Source organism: Spirosoma sordidisoli, from assembly GCF_004138325.1.
Taxonomy (GTDB): Bacteria; Bacteroidota; Bacteroidia; order Cytophagales; family Spirosomataceae; genus Spirosoma; species Spirosoma sordidisoli.
In genome coordinates, this window is sequence record NZ_SBLB01000002.1 from 397,019 (window position 1) to 415,257 (window position 18,239).

The 18,239-nt window shown below is 54.6% G+C and carries 15 protein-coding genes; 8 read left to right on the top strand and 7 right to left on the bottom strand.

What is annotated here, in order from left to right; genetic code table 11:
* Positions 1-40: 40 nt before the first annotated feature.
* Entirely contained in the window at positions 41-1,210 is a 1,170-nt protein-coding gene (locus tag EQG79_RS10145; protein WP_077922687.1) for an efflux RND transporter periplasmic adaptor subunit, read from the bottom strand.
* A 74-nt stretch (positions 1,211-1,284) separates the two neighbouring features.
* On the opposite strand from EQG79_RS10145, the gene EQG79_RS10150 reads away from it, so the two are divergent.
* Positions 1,285-1,665 (top strand): DUF1801 domain-containing protein, encoded by a 381-nt coding sequence (locus EQG79_RS10150; protein WP_129601418.1) that lies wholly within the window; start codon positions 1,285-1,287, stop codon positions 1,663-1,665.
* Here EQG79_RS10150 and EQG79_RS10155 read toward each other — a convergent pair.
* Complete coding sequence (locus tag EQG79_RS10155) at positions 1,639-2,325, bottom strand: TetR/AcrR family transcriptional regulator (protein ID WP_077922689.1); 687 nt, start codon at positions 2,323-2,325, stop codon at positions 1,639-1,641. The two genes, EQG79_RS10150 and EQG79_RS10155, sit on opposite strands and share 27 nt — an antisense overlap.
* A gap of 151 nt (positions 2,326-2,476) precedes the next feature.
* On the opposite strand from EQG79_RS10155, the gene EQG79_RS10160 reads away from it, so the two are divergent.
* From EQG79_RS10160 to EQG79_RS10175, 4 genes are all read left to right on the top strand, one after another.
* Positions 2,477-3,295, top strand: coding sequence for a hypothetical protein (locus EQG79_RS10160; protein ID WP_129601419.1), 819 nt, complete (start codon positions 2,477-2,479; stop codon positions 3,293-3,295).
* A 20-nt stretch (positions 3,296-3,315) separates the two neighbouring features.
* Positions 3,316-4,317 carry an ABC transporter transmembrane domain-containing protein gene (locus tag EQG79_RS10165; protein ID WP_077922691.1) on the top strand — a complete coding sequence of 334 codons (1,002 nt, stop codon included), beginning with the start codon at positions 3,316-3,318 and terminating at the stop codon, positions 4,315-4,317.
* Between the two features lie 118 nt (positions 4,318-4,435).
* Entirely contained in the window at positions 4,436-5,794 is a 1,359-nt protein-coding gene (locus tag EQG79_RS10170) for an HlyD family secretion protein (RefSeq protein ID WP_077922692.1), read from the top strand.
* Positions 5,791-7,242, top strand: coding sequence for a TolC family protein (locus EQG79_RS10175; RefSeq protein WP_236648831.1), 1,452 nt, complete (start codon positions 5,791-5,793; stop codon positions 7,240-7,242). Before EQG79_RS10170 ends, EQG79_RS10175 begins: the two co-directional genes overlap by 4 nt.
* Here the strand turns inward: EQG79_RS10175 and EQG79_RS10180 are convergent, their stop codons facing one another.
* Together EQG79_RS10180 and EQG79_RS10185 are read right to left on the bottom strand one after the other, a co-directional pair.
* Positions 7,243-7,872 (bottom strand): NUDIX hydrolase, encoded by a 630-nt coding sequence (locus EQG79_RS10180; RefSeq protein ID WP_077922694.1) that lies wholly within the window; start codon positions 7,870-7,872, stop codon positions 7,243-7,245. It abuts the gene before it with no gap.
* Between the two features lie 75 nt (positions 7,873-7,947).
* Positions 7,948-9,531 carry an NAD(P)/FAD-dependent oxidoreductase gene (locus EQG79_RS10185; RefSeq protein ID WP_129601420.1) on the bottom strand — a complete coding sequence of 528 codons (1,584 nt, stop codon included), beginning with the start codon at positions 9,529-9,531 and terminating at the stop codon, positions 7,948-7,950.
* 217 nt (positions 9,532-9,748) lie between these two features.
* On the opposite strand from EQG79_RS10185, the gene EQG79_RS10190 reads away from it, so the two are divergent.
* The 3 genes from EQG79_RS10190 (at position 9,749) to EQG79_RS10200 (ending at position 12,625) form a co-directional block, all read left to right on the top strand.
* Entirely contained in the window at positions 9,749-10,177 is a 429-nt protein-coding gene (locus tag EQG79_RS10190) for a hypothetical protein (RefSeq protein WP_129601421.1), read from the top strand.
* 667 nt (positions 10,178-10,844) lie between these two features.
* Positions 10,845-12,290: an NADP-dependent isocitrate dehydrogenase gene (locus EQG79_RS10195; protein WP_129601422.1), complete on the top strand. Its 1,446-nt coding sequence runs from the start codon at positions 10,845-10,847 to the stop codon at positions 12,288-12,290.
* Positions 12,291-12,343: 53 nt separating this feature from the next.
* Complete coding sequence (locus EQG79_RS10200; RefSeq protein WP_077922698.1) at positions 12,344-12,625, top strand: hypothetical protein; 282 nt, start codon at positions 12,344-12,346, stop codon at positions 12,623-12,625.
* Here EQG79_RS10200 and EQG79_RS10205 read toward each other — a convergent pair.
* The 3 genes from EQG79_RS10205 to EQG79_RS10215 all read right to left on the bottom strand — a co-directional run bounded on the left by EQG79_RS10205 (position 12,575) and on the right by EQG79_RS10215 (position 18,230).
* The gene (locus tag EQG79_RS10205) at positions 12,575-13,966 is read right to left on the bottom strand and encodes a sensor histidine kinase (protein ID WP_449448561.1); all 1,392 of its coding nucleotides are present in this window, start codon (positions 13,964-13,966) and stop codon (positions 12,575-12,577) included. The two genes, EQG79_RS10200 and EQG79_RS10205, sit on opposite strands and share 51 nt — an antisense overlap.
* A gap of 115 nt (positions 13,967-14,081) precedes the next feature.
* The gene (locus EQG79_RS10210; protein ID WP_077922700.1) at positions 14,082-14,759 is read right to left on the bottom strand and encodes a response regulator; all 678 of its coding nucleotides are present in this window, start codon (positions 14,757-14,759) and stop codon (positions 14,082-14,084) included.
* A gap of 357 nt (positions 14,760-15,116) precedes the next feature.
* Positions 15,117-18,230, bottom strand: a complete 3,114-nt coding sequence (locus EQG79_RS10215; RefSeq protein ID WP_129601424.1) for an efflux RND transporter permease subunit — start codon at positions 18,228-18,230, stop codon at positions 15,117-15,119.
* Positions 18,231-18,239 lie beyond the last annotated feature (9 nt).

Consider the following 18,239-nt stretch of genomic DNA (forward strand, 5'->3'; position numbering starts at 1 on the left):
TTCTGGTTTTGAATTGGGTGCACTGGGTTCAGGGTCTGGTTTACCGCGTTGCCACTTTCGGAGCGGTATTGGCAGTCTTGGCCGAACTAGTACTAGGCAGGGTGATGACACGCCCGATCTTAACCGGCGTATCCTGCTTCAAAAACAACAAGCCGGTCGTTGCTACCGTATCGCCCGCCGACAGACCCGACAGAATCTGGATGGCCCCGGCCGTGCGTAATCCGGTCGTGACATCCTTAAACTGGGCTTTTCCATCTTTCACAACCACAACCTGGTTGGTTCGCGTTTGCGGGATGATGGCCTGCGTTGGTACGACCAGACTTTTCTCATTCTGAATGGTTAAGGTAACCCGGGCAAACGTTCCTGGTCGATACGCCAGCGTGGTATTGCTGACGCGGGCCCTAATACGCAGGTTCCGGGTTTGCTCTTCCACGCCTGGCTCAATGGCATATACGATGCCCTGGCTGGGTTGTCTGGCTCCGTCTACTAAAAACGAAATAGCGCTGCCAACCCGTACGGCAGAGCCGTATTTTTCAGGAATTGAAAAGTCAAGTTTCAGCGATGATACCTGCTGGAGACGGGCAATCAGGGTGTTGGGCGTAACCACCGCGCCGGAACTGACGTTCCGCAACCCGATCACGCCCGAAAAAGGCGCCCGAATCTCGGTCCGCTGCAGGTTGGCTTTGACCAGTTCAATATCGGCCAGCGACGACCGCAGGTTGGTGGTTACGATGTCGTACTCCTGCTGGCTGATGCCACCCCGGTCCAGTAACTGCTTGTTTCGTTCTTCAGTACGCCGGGCGTTGTCGGCCTGAGCCTGTAGTTTCTGTAGCTGGGCGCGCAGATCAGCGTCGAAGAGTTTTACCAGTAAGGCACCTTTGGCTACGGGTTGGCCCTCGCGGATGTTGAGCTGGGTAATACGGGCCGACAGTTCGGGGTAGATGTCAACCTGTTCGGCAGCGAGCAACGATCCGCTCGATACCACATCTTCGCGCAGGTTCTGGGCAACAACAATGAATCCATTTACGGCGGGGGTAGGGCCTCGTCCGGGGCCGCCCGGGCCGCCTTTGCCGCCATCTTTACCACCACCGGCTCCGCCACCCCCCGGCGCTCCCGATGTGGCTCCGGGAGCCGGGTGTAATACCTTGTTATACACGATAATCCCGCCGAGTACCAGGACGACGAGGCCGATAGCAATCCATCTTTTCACAGGCTAACGTTTTGCAGGGAGGAACTTGATTTTAACGGCACAATGCGCGTTTTTGTTTCTTAACCTACAAAGCTATGACCGTAGATGATTATATCAATCAACAGCCTGCCGATCTACAGCGAATTTTACGCTGGCTTCGGAAAATAATCGTGTCGTCAGACCCGTCTATCCGCGAAAAGATAGCCTGGCAGATCCCTGTCTTTACGTTCCGGCAGGTGAACGTAATGTACCTGAATGTAGTACGTGGCCGACGCGGCCTTCCGCCCGATGTCATTATCGAACTGGCCTTCATGGCCGGGCACCACCTGCCCGATGAGTTGGGTATGCTGATGAGCGCAGGCCGTAAACAGGTTAGGTCGCTGCCGATCCGTGGCGTTGACGACCCGGAGGCTGATATCGTACGGACCTATATACAGGAAGCCCTGCTGTTAATCGAGAATCGGCATGGCGAGTGATGAGAACAACAGGTGCCGCACAAAGGCCAGCAGTTTGCTTTGGTCTTTAGGCTGGCCGAAGTCGGTGAGGGAGGGCAGGTTTTCCATAAAGAACGCCTGGTGGTGGATAGTCTCGATCAGCGAACTGGCCCGCGACCGGGCGTAGGGGTAGCCGGGGCGTAGTTCGAGAATGATACCCGCAATACGACCGACCAGGTCTTTGTACGGTTTGAACAACTGCTGCCGGTTGTCTTCCGTGACGTGTCGGGTCAGGTAGGCTTTGCTGGCTTCGCAGATTACGATATTATGCAGCGCCCGCAGGTCGATGTCGTCGGTAAGGGGGTTTTCAAGATCGGTCAGCAGCAACAGATGCAGGAGTCGCTCCAGCTTTTCGTGAGGATCGGCCAGGTTATTGGTCCGGAAGACCAGCTGGAAGTCGAGCCACTGCCAGTACCAGGCAACCAGGTAAACCAGCAACCGATGTTTGTTCTCGAAATAGCGATAGATACTGGCTTCTTTGGTGCCCATGCGATCGGCCAGCTTCCGGAAGGTGGCATCTTCAAAGCCAATTTCGTCGAACAGTAAGATGCCCTGCCGGACAATCCGCCGACCTAATTCAGACCCTTCCGGATCACGCAAGAAAAGCCGCTCGTTCATGCGGACGTGTACTGAATACTCCATTGATCCGGCTATTTAACCACCTGGACTAAAAATTAAAAGCAAAGTAAGCAGATAACCCTGAATAAGAGTTATGTTTGCAAGGTAGATAGTAATACTATCAAAATAGATATAATTGCTATCTTTTTAAGTAGTTACATACACAAATCTAACCATGAACCGTTTAATTAATCGAACATATATTATCCTGTGTCAAATCAGAAACTGGATTGGTACCAGCCTGCTCTATATATTCTCGGATACGGCCGCAGAGGCCCAGTCGCTGATTGCCGGTATTCCGAGTGCCGATGTAGCTCGCAGAGGTCATGTTGAATATACGCACGAAAGTCAGTGGGCGTCTGAAGCTGGCAAGCTGAAATGGAACAGCTTCAACTTTCTGACCTACGGCATCGCCAAACGGACAGAACTAGCTGTTTCTGTTGTAAATGTGGGGTCGCCGGGAACCGAAAACGTAGCGGTAGGGATTGGTTATAAAACCATCATACCTTTGCAACAGGGAGAGGATGCCGGCATGTTTCGTGAACGAAAGCTGTCGATCGGGCAAATGGCTTATGTGGCGGTAGGACCTGAACGAAACATTGTTCGCGATCGGGTAGGTGGGTGGCTATACAGTCACGTCAGTACCCGTCTGTCACCGACGCGAACCCGTTTAACAGCGGGCATGAGTTATGGCTCATCGCACGTGTTCGGTTTCCGGAGAGCCAGGATGCAAGGGGTAGGTGGGTTGCCGGAAACCAGCCCCCAGCGGATTCCGTTGACACCCCTGAGCTTTATAGGCGGTATTGAACAGCCCATAACCCGCCACGTTGGTCTGCTGGCTGACTGGATTTCGGGGCGTCACGACATTGCCGCTCTCATCACCGGGGTGCAGCTCAACATTGGTCACCAGGTGCTGATTCTGGCTTACAAACGGGCTAACGATCAGGTTTCAGACACAAATGCATTAGTAACTGAAGTGATGATTCACTTCTAAAACCCAACAGAAATTAAACAATGGCAACTTCAACGTCATCTGATCCAACACCAACACCAACACAACGACTGATCCGGCTGCTCAGTAATGATAAAAAAGACATTGGCTACATCTACCTGTACGCGCTGGTTACGGGACTGATCAGTCTGTCGCTGCCGCTGGGTATCCAGGCCGTATTCAACCTGGTATCGGGCGGGTTAGTCTTCAGTTCGGTTTATTTGCTGATAGGCCTCGTTATTCTGGGGGTACTGTTGTCTGGTTTACTGCTCGTGAGCCAGATGATGCTGGTCGAAGTGCTGCAGCAGCGGGTGTTCGCCAAGGCGGCCTTCGAATTTACCTACCGACTGCCCCGCATCCAGCCCGACGCGTTTGCAGGGTATTATCCGCCCGAGCTGATGAACCGTTTTTTCGATGTGCTGACCATCCAGAAAGGGATGCCCAAGCTGTTGATCGACCTGACAGCTGCTGCGGTGCAGATTCTGTTCGGTATCATTCTGCTGTCGGCCTACCACCCGGTCTTTCTGGCTTTTGGTTTGTTCACCATGCTGGCTATCGTCGGCATTTGCTGGATATACGGGCCGGTCGGGTTGAAAACCAGCCTGAACGAGTCGAAATACAAGTACAAGGTAGTGGCCTGGCTCGAAGATGTAGCCCGTGATCTGCCCATTCACCGGCACCGGACCGATTCGCTGGAAACCATCGACCGGATGGATGAACTGGTGGCGAGCTACGTGACTTACCGGAATCAGCATTTTAGCGTACTGCGCCGGTTCTTTTACAGTGGTGTCGCATTCAAGACCATCGTAACCGGGGGGCTGCTGATTCTGGGGACTACCCTGGTAGTTGGCCGCGAAATGTCGCTTGGGCAGTTTGTTGCCGCCGAGTTGGTGATCGTTCTGATTACGAGCTCGGTCGATAAACTCATGTCAGGCATCGATACCGTATTCGACATGCTGACGGCCGTCGAAAAAATTGGTTACGTAACCGATCTTCCTTTATCTGATTTACACCTTACCGATTAATGAAAACGAAGCAGGGCCGCAGAACGGGGTCAATCAGGTCCCATGAAGTAGCTTGGGATTTTCCCACGACGATTATCGTTACTGGCTTGGTACTCATTATACACTACGTACAGACACTATGCTAAACATATCGAATCAACGGGTCGATGAAGAACTCTTCAACCACTATCCGCTCAAAACGCTGCGTACCCTGCCCCATACGGACGCCGGCCGCCGGTTAGGCCGTTGGATGGCGTTTATTCTGCTGGTCGGCCTGGCTGTCATGTTTCTGCCCTGGCAGCAGAATATCAACGGAGAAGGTAAGCTAACGGCCCTGACGCCAAAAGATCGTCCGCAGACGGTACAGAATGCCATTGCAGGCCGGATTGAACGCTGGAACGTGCAGGAAGGCCAGTACGTCAAGGCGGGGGATACGCTGCTGGTGATCTCCGAGATCAAGGACGAATACTTTGATCCCAACCTGCCCCAGCGGCTCGACGAGCAACTGGGTGCCAAACAGGGAACCAGTGATGCGACCGTCGCCAAAATTCAGGCGCTCGACAACCAGATTACAGCGCTTCGGGCGGGCCTGAAAGTGAAGCTGGAGGCTGCGCGCAACAAGGTCAAGCAAAGTGAGTTCAAGGTACAGGCCGATCGGGCCGACCTGACGGCCATTCGTAAAAACTACCAGATTGCGCTCGACCGGCTCGATCGTTTCGAGAAAGGGTATAAAAACGGGCTGTTTTCGCTGACCGATCTTGAGTCGCGCCGACTGAAGGTGCAGGAAGACTATGCTAAGGTTGTTTCGCAGGAGAACAAGCTAAATGTCTCGCAGCAGGAGCTCGTCAACGCGCGGCTGGACCTGACAACCATTGAGGCCGATTATCAGGAGAAGCTGGCCAAGGCCGAATCGGACCGAAGTTCGGCTGTGTCCTACCTGGCCGAAGCCGGGGGCGAAATATCCAAACTACGGAATAAAATCAGTAGTGTCGACGTACGCCGGGGACTGTACATTGTGCGGGCCCCGCAGAACGGCTACGTGGTGCGCTCACTGAAGGCTGGTATAGGCGAGACCATCAAAGAAGGCGAATCCATTGCTACCCTCCAGCCGGACAACCCGGCGCTGGCTGTTGAGCTATACGTGCGGGCTATGGACGTACCCCTGATTCAGCGGGGCCGCACCGTTCGGTTACAGTTCGATGGCTGGCCGGCGATTCAGTTCTCGGGCTGGCCGGCCGTAGCGGTTGGTACGTTTGGTGGCGAAGTGGTCGTGATTGATGCCGTCAGTAGTGTAGGCGGGAAATACCGACTGCTGGTCAGCCCCAAAGTACAGAAGGGCGATCAGCCCTGGCCAAGTCAGCTGCGGGTCGGATCGGGCGTGTATGGTTGGGTCATGCTCGACGACGTACCAGTCTGGTACGAACTCTGGCGTCAGTTAAACGGCTTCCCGCCCAGTTTGCAGGAAGAACCCACCGAGGAGAAAGGAGCTAAAAAATGATGCGTTTGACGTTTCGCTGGCAGTCTTCGGTATTCCGAAGGCTGATGCTGGTGGCCGGTGTCGTGTTCCTGTCAACGGTCCAGGCCGTCTGTCAGCCCGACACAACCGTTTTTCCGGCTCAGGCCTTTTACGAACTTATTCGGCTCCACCACCCCATTGTTAAACAGGCTGGCTTGTTTGGTCAGGAAGCCGAACAGGTACTGATGCAGGCCAGAGGGGCTTTTGACCCGAAATTGAGTACCTATTATGACCGGAAAGAATTTGCCCGGACCCTGTATTACGACCACTGGCAAAATAAGCTGTCGGTTCCCCTGTGGGTGAGCGGCATCGATCTGAACGTGTCGTATGATCGCAACAACGGGAAGTACATCAACCCGCAGGAAACCACCCCGCCATCGGGACTGGCGGGTGTAGGACTGGCGATGCCGATCGGGCAGGCGATGCTGATCGATGCCCGGCGCAACGCCGTTCGTCAGGCCCGGCTGCTCATAAACCTGGCCGAAGCCGATCGGGTCAAGCAGGTCAACAAAACCCTCTTCGACGCGGCTAAAACCTATTGGGAGTGGTTCCTGGCTCATCGGCAACGGCGGTTACTCGTTGAGGGCTATGACCTGGCCGACCGCCGGTTCCGGGCGTTGCGCGAACGGGCACTCCTGGGCGATGCGGCCATGATCGATACGACCGAAGCGCTGATTACCGTGCAGGACCGACTGGTGCAGCGGCAGCAGGCCGAACTGGACGAGCAGAATGCCCGCCTGCGCGTAAATACGTTTCTCTGGAATGCCGAAGGACAACCGGTCGAGTTGCCGGTTACGGCCATTCCGCAGGAGCCCTCGCTGGCCTCTCCGGACGAAAATCTACTCCAGGCGCTACTGGATCAGGCTGCGCAACGCCATCCGGAGCTGCTGAAACTTGACATCAAGAACCAGCAACTAACCCTGGAGGAGCGTTTCCGCCGGGCCATGATTCAGCCCCAGATTCAGCTGAACGCCATGCTGCTCAGCGAAACGCCCCGCATCGATCTGCCCTATAACTGGAGTAGCTATTACGCCTTGCGGCCTCAGAACTATAAAGTAGGCCTCGACTTCGTATTCCCGTTGTTTCTGCGGAAAGAGCGTGGTAAACTGCGCGAAGTGCAGGTGAAAAACCAGCAGGTTGTCCTGGAGCGCCAGCAGACCGGCCGCGATATTACCAATACGGTGCAGTCGGCGTATAACCAGCTGCAAACGCTGCAGCAGCAGATTGCCGTTCAGCAGCAGGTGATTGCCAACCAGCAGCGATTGCTGGAGGCTGAGCAGCAGAAATTCGAGATTGGCGAGAGCAGCCTTTTCCTGGTCAACTCCCGCGAGACCAAGCAGATCGACCTGCGCGTAAAGGGCGAGGAGTTGAAAACGAAGTATCAGAAAGCCATCGCCGAGCTGTATTTCGTAGCCGGAACGACCCAGTAATCAGGCACTCATGACGGTCAGCAGTTCGCTGATCATCATGGCCGTAGCGCCCCAAACCCGGTAGCCCTGTATCTGGTAGAAAGGCGCATCGACCAGCACCCCCCGAACTTCGATCTGGCTATCCCCGACAATGGTTTCGTCGAGAAGGGTAGCCAGATCAACTTCTACCACCGCTTCCACTTCCCGCGGGTCAGGGTAAAACTCGGGCCGGTGGGGGAGGATGCCTACAACGGGTTGTACGTAGAAGTTGCTGGGGGGGATAAACAGCTCGGTCAGCAACCCCAGCACTTTTACGTCCGAAACCCGGATACCAATCTCTTCCTGAGCTTCGCGCAGGGCCGTACGGGTCAGATTTTCGTCGATGCGCTCCATTCGACCACCCGGAAACGCCATCTGGCCGGCATGAACGCCATCGTACTGGGGGCGCAGGATGAGGGGTAAATAAATAGAATTCTGATAGGGATAAAAACAGATCAGCACCGCGCTCCGCCGGGTACGCTCGTTGGGTTTGATACCGAGCCGAAAGCGGGAGGATGACGCCATCTTGGCGTGAGCCGCTTCGCCGGGTAAAGGTTCCCGCAGTCGTTGCCGAAGGTGTTCGGTAAAGGTATGAAACGTGGTGTCGATCATGTATCTCTGCGGATTACAGCGTTTCGTATTCGGTGGATCAGCTGGCTAACCCACCGTAAACATAAGTCCGTAACCCTATTTATATAGCTTTACTAACTGCTCCGCACACCGTTCGCCATCCATAGCGGCCGAAACGATACCGCCTGCGTAGCCAGCGCCTTCGCCACACGGAAACAGGCGCCGGACATCGACGTGCTCGCAGGAGTCGCGATCGCGGGGAATCCGTACGGGCGACGATGTACGACTTTCAACACCAATAACCTGCCCGTTGTTACTCAGATAGCCGCGCATTTTCCGGCCAAAATCGCGTAGTCCCTGCCGAAGGGGCTGCGCAATATGATCGGGCAGCACGTCTGCCATATCGACCGAAGCCAGACCGGGCTGGTAACTCGTTGGTAGCAGCATGTCGGACACGTGCCCATCTACGAAGTCGGCTACCCGCTGAGCCGGTGCGGTTTGCGATGGTACTCCTTCCGACCGGCTACCCATCCGGCAGGCCCAGCGTTCGAGTTCCTGCTGCAGGGCCAGCCCGGCCAGCGGTCCTTCGTCGTCGTAGGGCTTCAGATCGGCTTCGGTGATGGCGACGACTAAGCCCGAATTGGCATATTTCGAGTCCCGGCGCGAGGGCGACATGCCGTTGACGACCAACTCGCCGGGGGCTGTGGCGGCCGGTACGATAAATCCACCCGGACACATACAAAACGAAAAAACGCCCCGTTCTACCCCGCCATAGCGCGTCTGGGTAACCAGGCTGTACGATGCTGCCGGCAGGTAGTCGCCCCGCTCGGGCCGGTGGTACTGGAACTGGTCGATCAGCGACTGCTGGTGTTCAATCCGCACGCCCATGGCAAATGGTTTGGCTTCGATCCGGACGTCACGCTGCTGCAACAGGTAAAAGATATCCCGGGCCGAATGCCCCGTTGCCAGAATAACCCCGATGCCGTGGAGGTCCTGTCCGTCGGCGGTCACCACGCCACGCAACTCGCCCCCGCTCAGCATGAGATCCGTTACTTTGGTGTCGAAGCGGACCTCGCCCCCGGCGCGGAGAATGGTTTCGCGCAGATCGGCCACCACGTTGGGTAGTTTGTTGGTACCAATGTGCGGATGCGCATCGACCAATATCTGATCCGTTGCGCCGTGCGCGACAAATATTTCGAGTATCCGCCGAACATCGCCCCGTTTGGTTGAGCGGGTGTATAGTTTGCCATCGGAATACGTACCGGCACCTCCTTCGCCAAAACAATAGTTCGACTCGGGGTTGACGATATGGTCTTTGTTGATAGCCGCCAGATCCCGACGGCGGGCGCGTACGTCGCTGCCCCGTTCCAGCACGATGGGTTTTATACCCAGCTCAATCAGGCGTAGCGCAGCGAACAAGCCGGCTGGTCCGGCCCCGACCACAATAGCCTGGGGTGCCTGGCTAACGTCGTGTTGAGGCTTCTGGTACTGAATCAGGGGAGGAGGAGTTACACCGACGTACACCTCGGCGTCGACGTGAACCCGAACCTGCCAGCCGCGGGCATCGACCGATTGCCGGCGTTTGCGCACATGGGCAGGTACATCGGCAGGAAGTCGAAGCGCCCGAAATGCCTGCTCCTGAAAAAGTTGATCGTCGAAAGCCTGTTCCGGATCGAGCGTTAGCGAAAGCTGATGAATCATACGATGAGAAGGCCGGTGTTTATCCGGCAGGAATTGACAAAACTACGCACAAAAAAGGCTGTTGACGGATAACAGGGGCCATTTTGTTTGGGTTCGTTACCGGTAAATTACTTATACAGCACTGGCTGTAAGAAGCGGCCAGGCAGGGCATTCGCGCACTTTTTTAAACTACTGTAAAATGGTAGAGTTATATACGTCAACACGATCGACTCAACGTATGAAACAGATACTTGCCACCTTCGCCTGCGCCTGGTTGATAACCGGGGCGGCTCTGGCCCAGCAGCGCACTAATTCTACCGCTACCCAATCATCAGGAACAACAACCAATGTCGGCACTGGCAATACGCTCGAGCAGAACAGCGCGGGCAGTGTAACCACCGGAGCAGCTACCAATGGCTCTGCCAACTCGACCCCGCCCAATTCGGCCAGTACGAACACCAGCAACGGGGCAACGGCGACATCGGGGCTAAATAACACCCTGGAGCAGAACAGTGCGGCAACCGTTACATCGGCCAACGGCCCTACAACAACCACGACGGATGCGCGCAGTAGCACCATGACGGGTGGTACGTCGACCAAAGCCCGCACTAAAAAAGAGAATCTGGTAAACCTGAAGCCTAATAAAGACCCGAAGAAAGACCAGTAAAACGGTTTTATAGGGCCATCAATCACGGAATCGACATGAACAACTCCTGATCATAGCCGTCTTAGCCGCCCTGCCAACGCTGGTCAACGCCCAGCGGGAAAGTGTAAAAAGCGGTAACAAATACAACAGCGCAGCGGCCCGGGTTCCTGACGCGGAGAAAGAGCGGGTTGCGGCCGAGAAGTTTAACGGTCAGAAACCCGATCGGCCGCAGAAGCCCAAACCCAAATCGGGCAAGCTGCCTGTACAAGGCCCTACGGAGAACGGAGGCCGGGTAAAGAATCCGACTACTAAAAGCGGGAATCGCTAGTTCCATGGCCTGATGCGAAACGGTATACAACAACCTCTCGGAAGACTGAGAGAAGGCCCCGCTTCCTTACCAAGTTGTAACAGCAGCAGAGAAATTGAGCGCACCTGACGATAAGCAAAGCTGCTAATTCTCTTGCGATAGGCCATATACCTAACGAAAAAGGCTTCTGCTATTTACAGAAGCCTTTTTCGTTGAGCCAGTGAGACGAATCAGCTGACTGGCGGCTAGCTTGGCAAGAGGGCACTAGGTGCTATAAGCAGACATTCTGTGCCAAGCTAGATTAGCTAAACAAATATTACTGATAGTATTACTATCATATTGGTTATTTTTGCTTTCCTTTGTGCGGTAATTTATACGCACATGGAAAAAACACCTATCACAGTTGCTTACGGGGACGGTATTGGTCCCGAAATCATGCAGGCTACCCTCGATATCTTACAGGCTGGCGGTGCTCAGCTCGATATCGAGACGATTGAGATTGGCGAGAAAGTGTATCTCAGCGGCAACTCCGCTGGTATAGCTCCTGAGGCCTGGGAGTCGCTTCGGCGCACGAAGGTTTTTTTGAAAGCACCGATTACAACACCCCAGGGCGGAGGCTTCAAAAGCCTGAACGTAACGACGCGTAAAGTGCTGGGTCTGTTTGCCAATGTTCGGCCCTGTGTGGCCTATTCCCCCTTTGTCAGCACCAAGCATCCGGCTATGGATGTGGTTATCGTGCGGGAAAACGAAGAAGATCTGTACGCGGGCATCGAACACCAGCAAACGCAGGAAGTGGTGCAGTGCCTGAAGCTCATCTCACGGCCCGGCACTGAAAAAATCATTCGTTATGCGTTCGAGTATGCCCGCGCCTACGGCCGTAAGAAGGTGACCTGTTTCAGCAAAGACAACATCATGAAGCAGACCGATGGCCTGTTCCATAAGGTTTTTGACGAAGTAGCGGCCGAGTATCCGGAGCTGGAAAACGAACACTGGATCGTTGACATCGGAGCGGCTAAACTGGCCGACACACCGGAAGTATTCGATGTGATTGTCATGCCGAATCTCTACGGGGATATACTATCAGACGTGGCTGCCCAGATTGCGGGCTCGGTCGGTCTGGCCGGTAGCGCGAACATTGGGCAGGAAGTGGCCATGTTCGAAGCTATACACGGATCGGCTCCCCGTCGGGCGGGTCAGAACCTGGCCAACCCATCGGGGCTGTTACTCGGCTCGATCATGATGCTGGTTCATATTGGCCAGAACGAAGCGGCTGAGCGCGTACATAACGCCTGGCTCAAAACGCTGGAAGATGGCATTCATACCTACGATATCTTCGACGCCAGCGTCAGCACCGAAAAAGTAGGTACCCGCGAATTTGCGCAGGCTGTTATTGCCCGGTTGGGCCAAAAACCCCAGCAGCTAACCCCGGTTAGTTACGCGCAGGCTAAAAACGTGAGTTTCAACGTGACGCCGAAACCCCAGGCGCCCGTAGCTATCGAAACGGTGGGCGTCGATATCTTCCTTCGCCATACGGATCGGGATCCGAACAAACTCGGTCAGGCCCTCAAAACACATAAAGCGGGCGCTATGAGCCTGTCGATGATCACCAACCGGGGGGTTAAAGTATGGCCGGATGGGTTTGCGGAGACGTTCTGTACGGACCACTGGCGGTGTCGTTTTAAATCGGAGGCTCTGGATCCGTCGTCGTATCAGGACATTCTGGCGCTGCAGCAATCCATCACGGAGGCTGGTTTCGAGATCATCAAAACCGAGAACCTCTGCACCTTCGATGGGCAACCCGTTTTCTCGGCCGGACAGGGAGCATAGCCAGCATCTGGCTGCTAATTAAATACCCAGGTACCCTAATAACAGACACGATCATGACAGATCAACACGATTTTCAGCTCATCAACGGCCGATTCAGTAGCAATGAGGCCGAGTTATTGATCAGTGAACTGGCTCAGGCCAAAATACAGCACCACATGCGTCGGATTGCCTGGCACGATTATGCCGAAGAGGACATCAAGGCCCTGGAGGTCCGCATCCGCGAAATAGAAACCGACCTGCGCGAAACAATCCGGCTTATCAAGACAACCGCCGGGCCTGAGGGGTCAGTGGATATCGAGGGAGTTATCCGAATGCGTTTCGTTCGTCAGGTGTAGTGCCGATTGGCGCAGGGCCGCGTTGGTCTGAGTCGGTAAACTGATCCGGAAGGTAGTCCCCTTATTTAAGGCAGACTCTACCTCGATCCGACCCTGATGGAGGTCAATGATGCGCCGGGTCAAGGCCAGTCCAATGCCGTGCCCACGGATGGTCAGTACGTTCTCAGAGCGGAAAAACGGCTCGAAGATATGTTGAATGTCGCCGGGTGGAATTCCCTGTCCATGATCACTGATGGTCAGGTGAATTTCGCCCGGCTCGAAAGCAATTCGTACCGATACCTGCTCGTCGGCTGAATACTTGCATCCGTTTTCGAGCAGGTTCTGAAGCGCCGTCTGTAGCAGCGACTCCTCGCCCATGATCACCAGGTCTTCTTCCTGATCGGGCAGGTTTTCGAAGTCGATGTCGATCTGATAGGAAGGCTTTTTCTGGGTCATCTGGCTCTGGGCCTGCCACAATAGCTCATCGATCCGGACGGGCTGGTAACGCAACATAACCGCGTCGGCGTTGGCCTGGGCCAGTTCAAGGAGGCCATTGACCAGCCGGATCATGTTCTGTACCTCGTCGAGCAAACCGTCCAGCGCGGCTTCATAATCCGGTGTGGTTCGGGGTTGCAGCCGGGTCACCTCAATCTGGCCCATCATGACCGTTAATGGAGTCCGGAGTTCGTGCGACGCATGTGAAACAAAACTTTTCTGGGTAACGAAGGCTACTTCAAGGCGACTCAGGAGGGCGTTGAAGGTACGGGCCAGCGCAGCAAGCTCATCTCGCTGACGACCAACGCGGAGCCGCTCATGAATGTTGGTGGCGGAGATGGAGTTGACCTGGGCAATAAGTTCAGCAACGGGTCGGAGCGCATCGGTAGCAAACAGATAACCGGCAATGCCGGCGATGATCAGGCTGAGCAGCCACCCTACCACCAGCAAATCGCGCAATCGGTCGAGTTTGCTAAAGCCGTAGCGATCATTGGCCGAGACAAAAATAACGAACGACTGACCTCGGCTATTCTGCGACCGTACGCCAACGGCTTCTATATCGCCCTGTCGGAGGTACTGGGGTTGTCGGGTCGTAATCCGGCGCAGGAGGCCGGGCGAAACCGGAAAACGGGGGCGCTGGGTACCTTTGCTGTATAGAACCAGACCCTGGTCGTTGTAAATAGTGATCTGCTCGTCGATCATGAACGATAGATCTGTACGGGGAATTTCGCCAACATCTTCCCGTAACTGTATGGTGGTAAATGCGCGTTCCTCGAGTCGCTGCTGAAACTCCTGTTGTCGAAACTGATCGTAGAAATAATAGACTGACCCCGTAAACAGCAGCATGATTAACGCGACCAGAAGCACGAAAAGCAGTGTTAGGCGAGTCCGTATATTCATGGGAATAAAGGCGGGGCAGGGGGAAGTAGCGAAAGAACTGGTGAGTAGACTGGTGCGGCTTTCCTACCCTGGTTCTCCTCTGTTACTCCTCTTTGAGCATGTAGCCCATACCAATTACAGTATGAATTAACTTATGGGGGAAGTCTTTGTCAACTTTTTTGCGTAAAAAGTTAACGTAAACATCGATTACATTCGTGCCGGTATCGAAATGGATATCCCAGACTTTCTCGGCAATATCGACTCTGGAAACCACCCGGCCCCGGTTCCGCATCAGGTAATCGAGTAGGCCAAATTCCTTAGCCGTCAGCTCAATACGTTTGTTGCCCCGGCGTGCTACCTTCTCGTTCAGGTCCAGCTCCAGATCCCCTACTTTCAACACGTTTGATTGGGTGCCGGGATCGGTAGCCCGTTTGGTCAGGGCGCGCAGGCGAGCCATCAGTTCCCGAAATTCGAACGGCTTGACCAGGTAGTCGTCGGCCCCGGACTCGAAGCCCGTCAATTTATCATCTACCGAACTCATGGCAGTCAGCATCAGAACCGGCGTCCTGACCTGCTCCTGCCGCAGGGCCTGAACAACGTCATACCCATTCATTTTGGGCAGGTTAACATCCATTACAATAACGTCATACGTATTGTTCAGGGCCATATTTCGACCTACTTGTCCGTCGTAGGCAATGTCTACCTCACAGGATTGCTCTTCCAGTCCTTTTTTTACGAACGAGGCCAACTTTGGCTCGTCCTCAACCATCAGAATCTTCATATCGGCAACATACGCACCTATTTTGTTATTTAAAAATGGCAAACGGTTTTATTTTGAGGTGACGAGTGCAAAAAAACAAATACCCCCAGAAACAAAAAAGCCGCTCCGAAAATCGGGGCGGCTTTCCGCTTCTATCCACACCATTTCAAGACAGGTAACCGATGGTCACCACGTCTTGATGTTCAACCTTCCCTTTGTAAAGGATTGTTATGCTAAAGTAAGCAAATTTCTTCGTAGCGCAAGATCGGTTTGGACATTTTGATTCTGCGTAATGCCCTCAACTACGTTGCGATTTAACTAGTAAACGCTACTACAGCGGTTAAAATTATCTAGCGTAGTAACTTTTGATTTCGGATCCTATAAAGGCTGAAACTGACGCCGGTAGAAGGCATAAAAAATCAGCGGAAAAACGAACAGCGTTAGCAGGGTAGCCGAAATAAGCCCGCCAATAACGACGATAGCGAGCGGTCGGGCCGTTTCTGAGCCGATTCCGTGCGATACGGCCGCTGGGATCAGACCAATGCCTGCCATCATGGCCGTCATTACAACGGGGCGTATCCGGGAAATAACCCCCTCCCGGATAGAGGTATTCAGCGACAGGTTGTTTCGGAGGTTCTTCTTGAAGACAGTGATCAAAATGACGCCATTCTGAATACAGATGCCAAACAAGGCAATGAAGCCGATACCGGCCGATATGCTGAAATTGACATGCGTCACGAGCAGCGCTGCAATACCACCGATAACCGCAAACGGTACGTTGACCAACACCAGTCCGGCGTCTTTCCCGTTGCCGAACAACACAAACAGGATCAGGAAGATACCCAGCAGGCTAATCGGTACTACCTGCTCCAGCCGGTTCGTAGCCCGCTGCTGGTTCTCAAAATCGCCCGCCCATTTAATCGTATAACCGGCTGGTAATGATACGTGGGCGGCTACTTTCTGACGGGCCTCGGCAACGGCGCTGCCCATGTCGCGTCCGCGCACCGAGAATTTAACGGCGCCGTACCGCTGGCCCCCTTCTCTGAAGATAAGGACGGGCCCTGTCTGGGTCGTTACCTTCCCAAGTTCCTGGATAGGAATCATGGCCGTCGACGCGCCCGAGCCGGACTGAGTCGGTACCATAAGCCGCCCAATTTCCTGTTCGTTGGAGCGGAACGGGCGGTCGTACCGGATGCGCAGATCGAACTTCCGCTCGCCCTCATAGATCTGGGTAGCTGCTTTCCCACCAATAGCCATCTCAATGACAGCTTCAGCCTCGGCTTTGTCGACCCCGTAGAGGGCCAGTTTACGTTCATCCAGCTCGACCCGCATTTCGGGCTGCCCAGTTGTCCGAATCACTCCCAGGTCTTCAATGCCCTGAACGGTGGCCAGCTGTTGCTGCACCTCCTGCGACTTACGTTCCAGGATGGTCTGATCCGGACCGAATATTTTAACGGCAATCGAGCCTTTCACGCCCGAAACAGCCTCTTCTACGTTGTCCATAATTGGCTGCGAAAAACCGAAATTAACGCCCGGAAAAACGCGCAGTTTTTCCTGCATCTTATCAATTAATTCTTCTTTGGTCAGCCCGCTTTTCCATTCATCCTGCGGGTAGATATCGACCAGAAACTCGATGTTGTAAAAGCCGGTGGGGTCGGTTCCGTCGTTGGGTCGGCCGGTCTGCGAAATCACCCCTTTCACTTCCGGAAACTGCTCGAATACATGCCGCATCTGAATACTTTGCTTCACCGACTCCGGCAGCGAAATACTCATGGGCATGGTGGCCCGCACGTAGATGGACCCTTCGTTCAGCTCGGGCAGAAACTCAGTACCCAGCAGGCTGAAACCCGACAAACCGATCACAACCACAAAAGCGGTAACCAGCAGGCTCAGCTTCTTGTGCGCAAAGGTGAAGCCGAACGCCTGGGTGGCATAACGGGTGACAAGATTGACGAACGGGTTGTGCTTCTCACGAACGTTTTTCTTCAGCAGCAGGCTGGCCAGCACCGGCACCAGGGTCAGGGTGAAAAAGAGCGCGCCGAGCAGCGCAAAGCCCAGGGTCCAGGCCAGCGGGCTGAACAGTTTACCTTCTACTTTCTGAAACGAAAAGATGGGGAGCAGGCAGGTTATGATGATAAGCTTGGAGAAAAATATGGCTTTCCCCATTTCGGTGCCCGTTTTGCGAAGCACGCCGAGTTTGGCCAGGCGGTTGAAGCGCGCCATGCCCTGCTCATGGGCCAGCTGATCCAGGGTAACAAAAATACCCTCGACCATGACCACCGCTCCGTCGACGATGATACCGAAGTCGATGGCGCCCATCGACAGCAGATTGGCCGACATACCCTTTAGCCGAAGACACACAAACGCAAACAGCAGCGCCAGCGGAATGACGATAGAAACGGTAATCGTAGTGCGCCAGTCGGCCATAAACAGGAAGACAATGACCGTAACGAATACAATGCCTTCGAGCAGGTTGTGCGTAACGGTATGGGTGGCAAAATGAATGAGCGACTCCCGATTATAGAATGTGTTAATTTGTACGTCGGAAGGCAGGATGCTGGTGTTGAGCTCGTTGATTTTGGCTTTTACCCGGTCAATGACTTCGCTGGGGTTCTCGCCCTTGCGCATGACCACGATACACTCTACCACATCGTCGCGTTTGTCGCGTCCGGCCTGACCCAGGCGGGGGAGGGCCGACTCCGATACCTGCGCTACGTTTCGTACGGTGATAGGGGTTCCGTTGACGTTTTTGATGGCAATGTTCTGGATATCATCCTGGTTTCGCAACAGACCAATACCCCGAACCACGTAGGCTTCGGCGTTTTTTTCGATGACATCTCCACCAACGTTGACGTTCGAGTTGGCCACGGCCTGATACAGCTCGAGAGGGGTAATGTGATAATCGATCAGCCGACGCGGGTCGACCGATATTTCGTAGGTTTTTACCTCGCCCCCAAAGCTGACCACATCGGCTACGCCCGGCACGCCCTTCAGCTGCCGGTCAATGACCCAGTCCTGAATGGTTTTTAGCTCGCGGGCGGTGCGGGTGGGTGACTGGAGCGTGTACCGGAAAATCTCACCGGTGGGGCCGTAGGGAGGCTGTACGTCGGGGCGGACGCCTTCGGGCAGGTCGACGCTACCGAGCAGGTTGTTGACCTGCTGGCGCGCAAAGGCATCATCGGCTCCGTCGTCGAACATGATCTTGACAACCGATAAGCCGAAAAGAGAAGTCGAGCGGATATCGGTGCGTTTCTGAACCGGGTTGAGCCCAATCTCGATCGGAATGGTTACGAATTTCTCGACCTCTTCGGCCGAGCGGCCGGGCCATTGAGTAATGAGGGTAATCTGCGTATTGGTAACGTCGGGGAAAGCCTCGATGGGCGTATTCTGATAGCTGATGATACCCGCTATCACCGCCAGGGCCGTCAGGAAAAAAACAAAGAATCTGTTTTTCAGCGAGAACGACAGGATGGATCGAATGAACGTATTCATAGCCAGTGG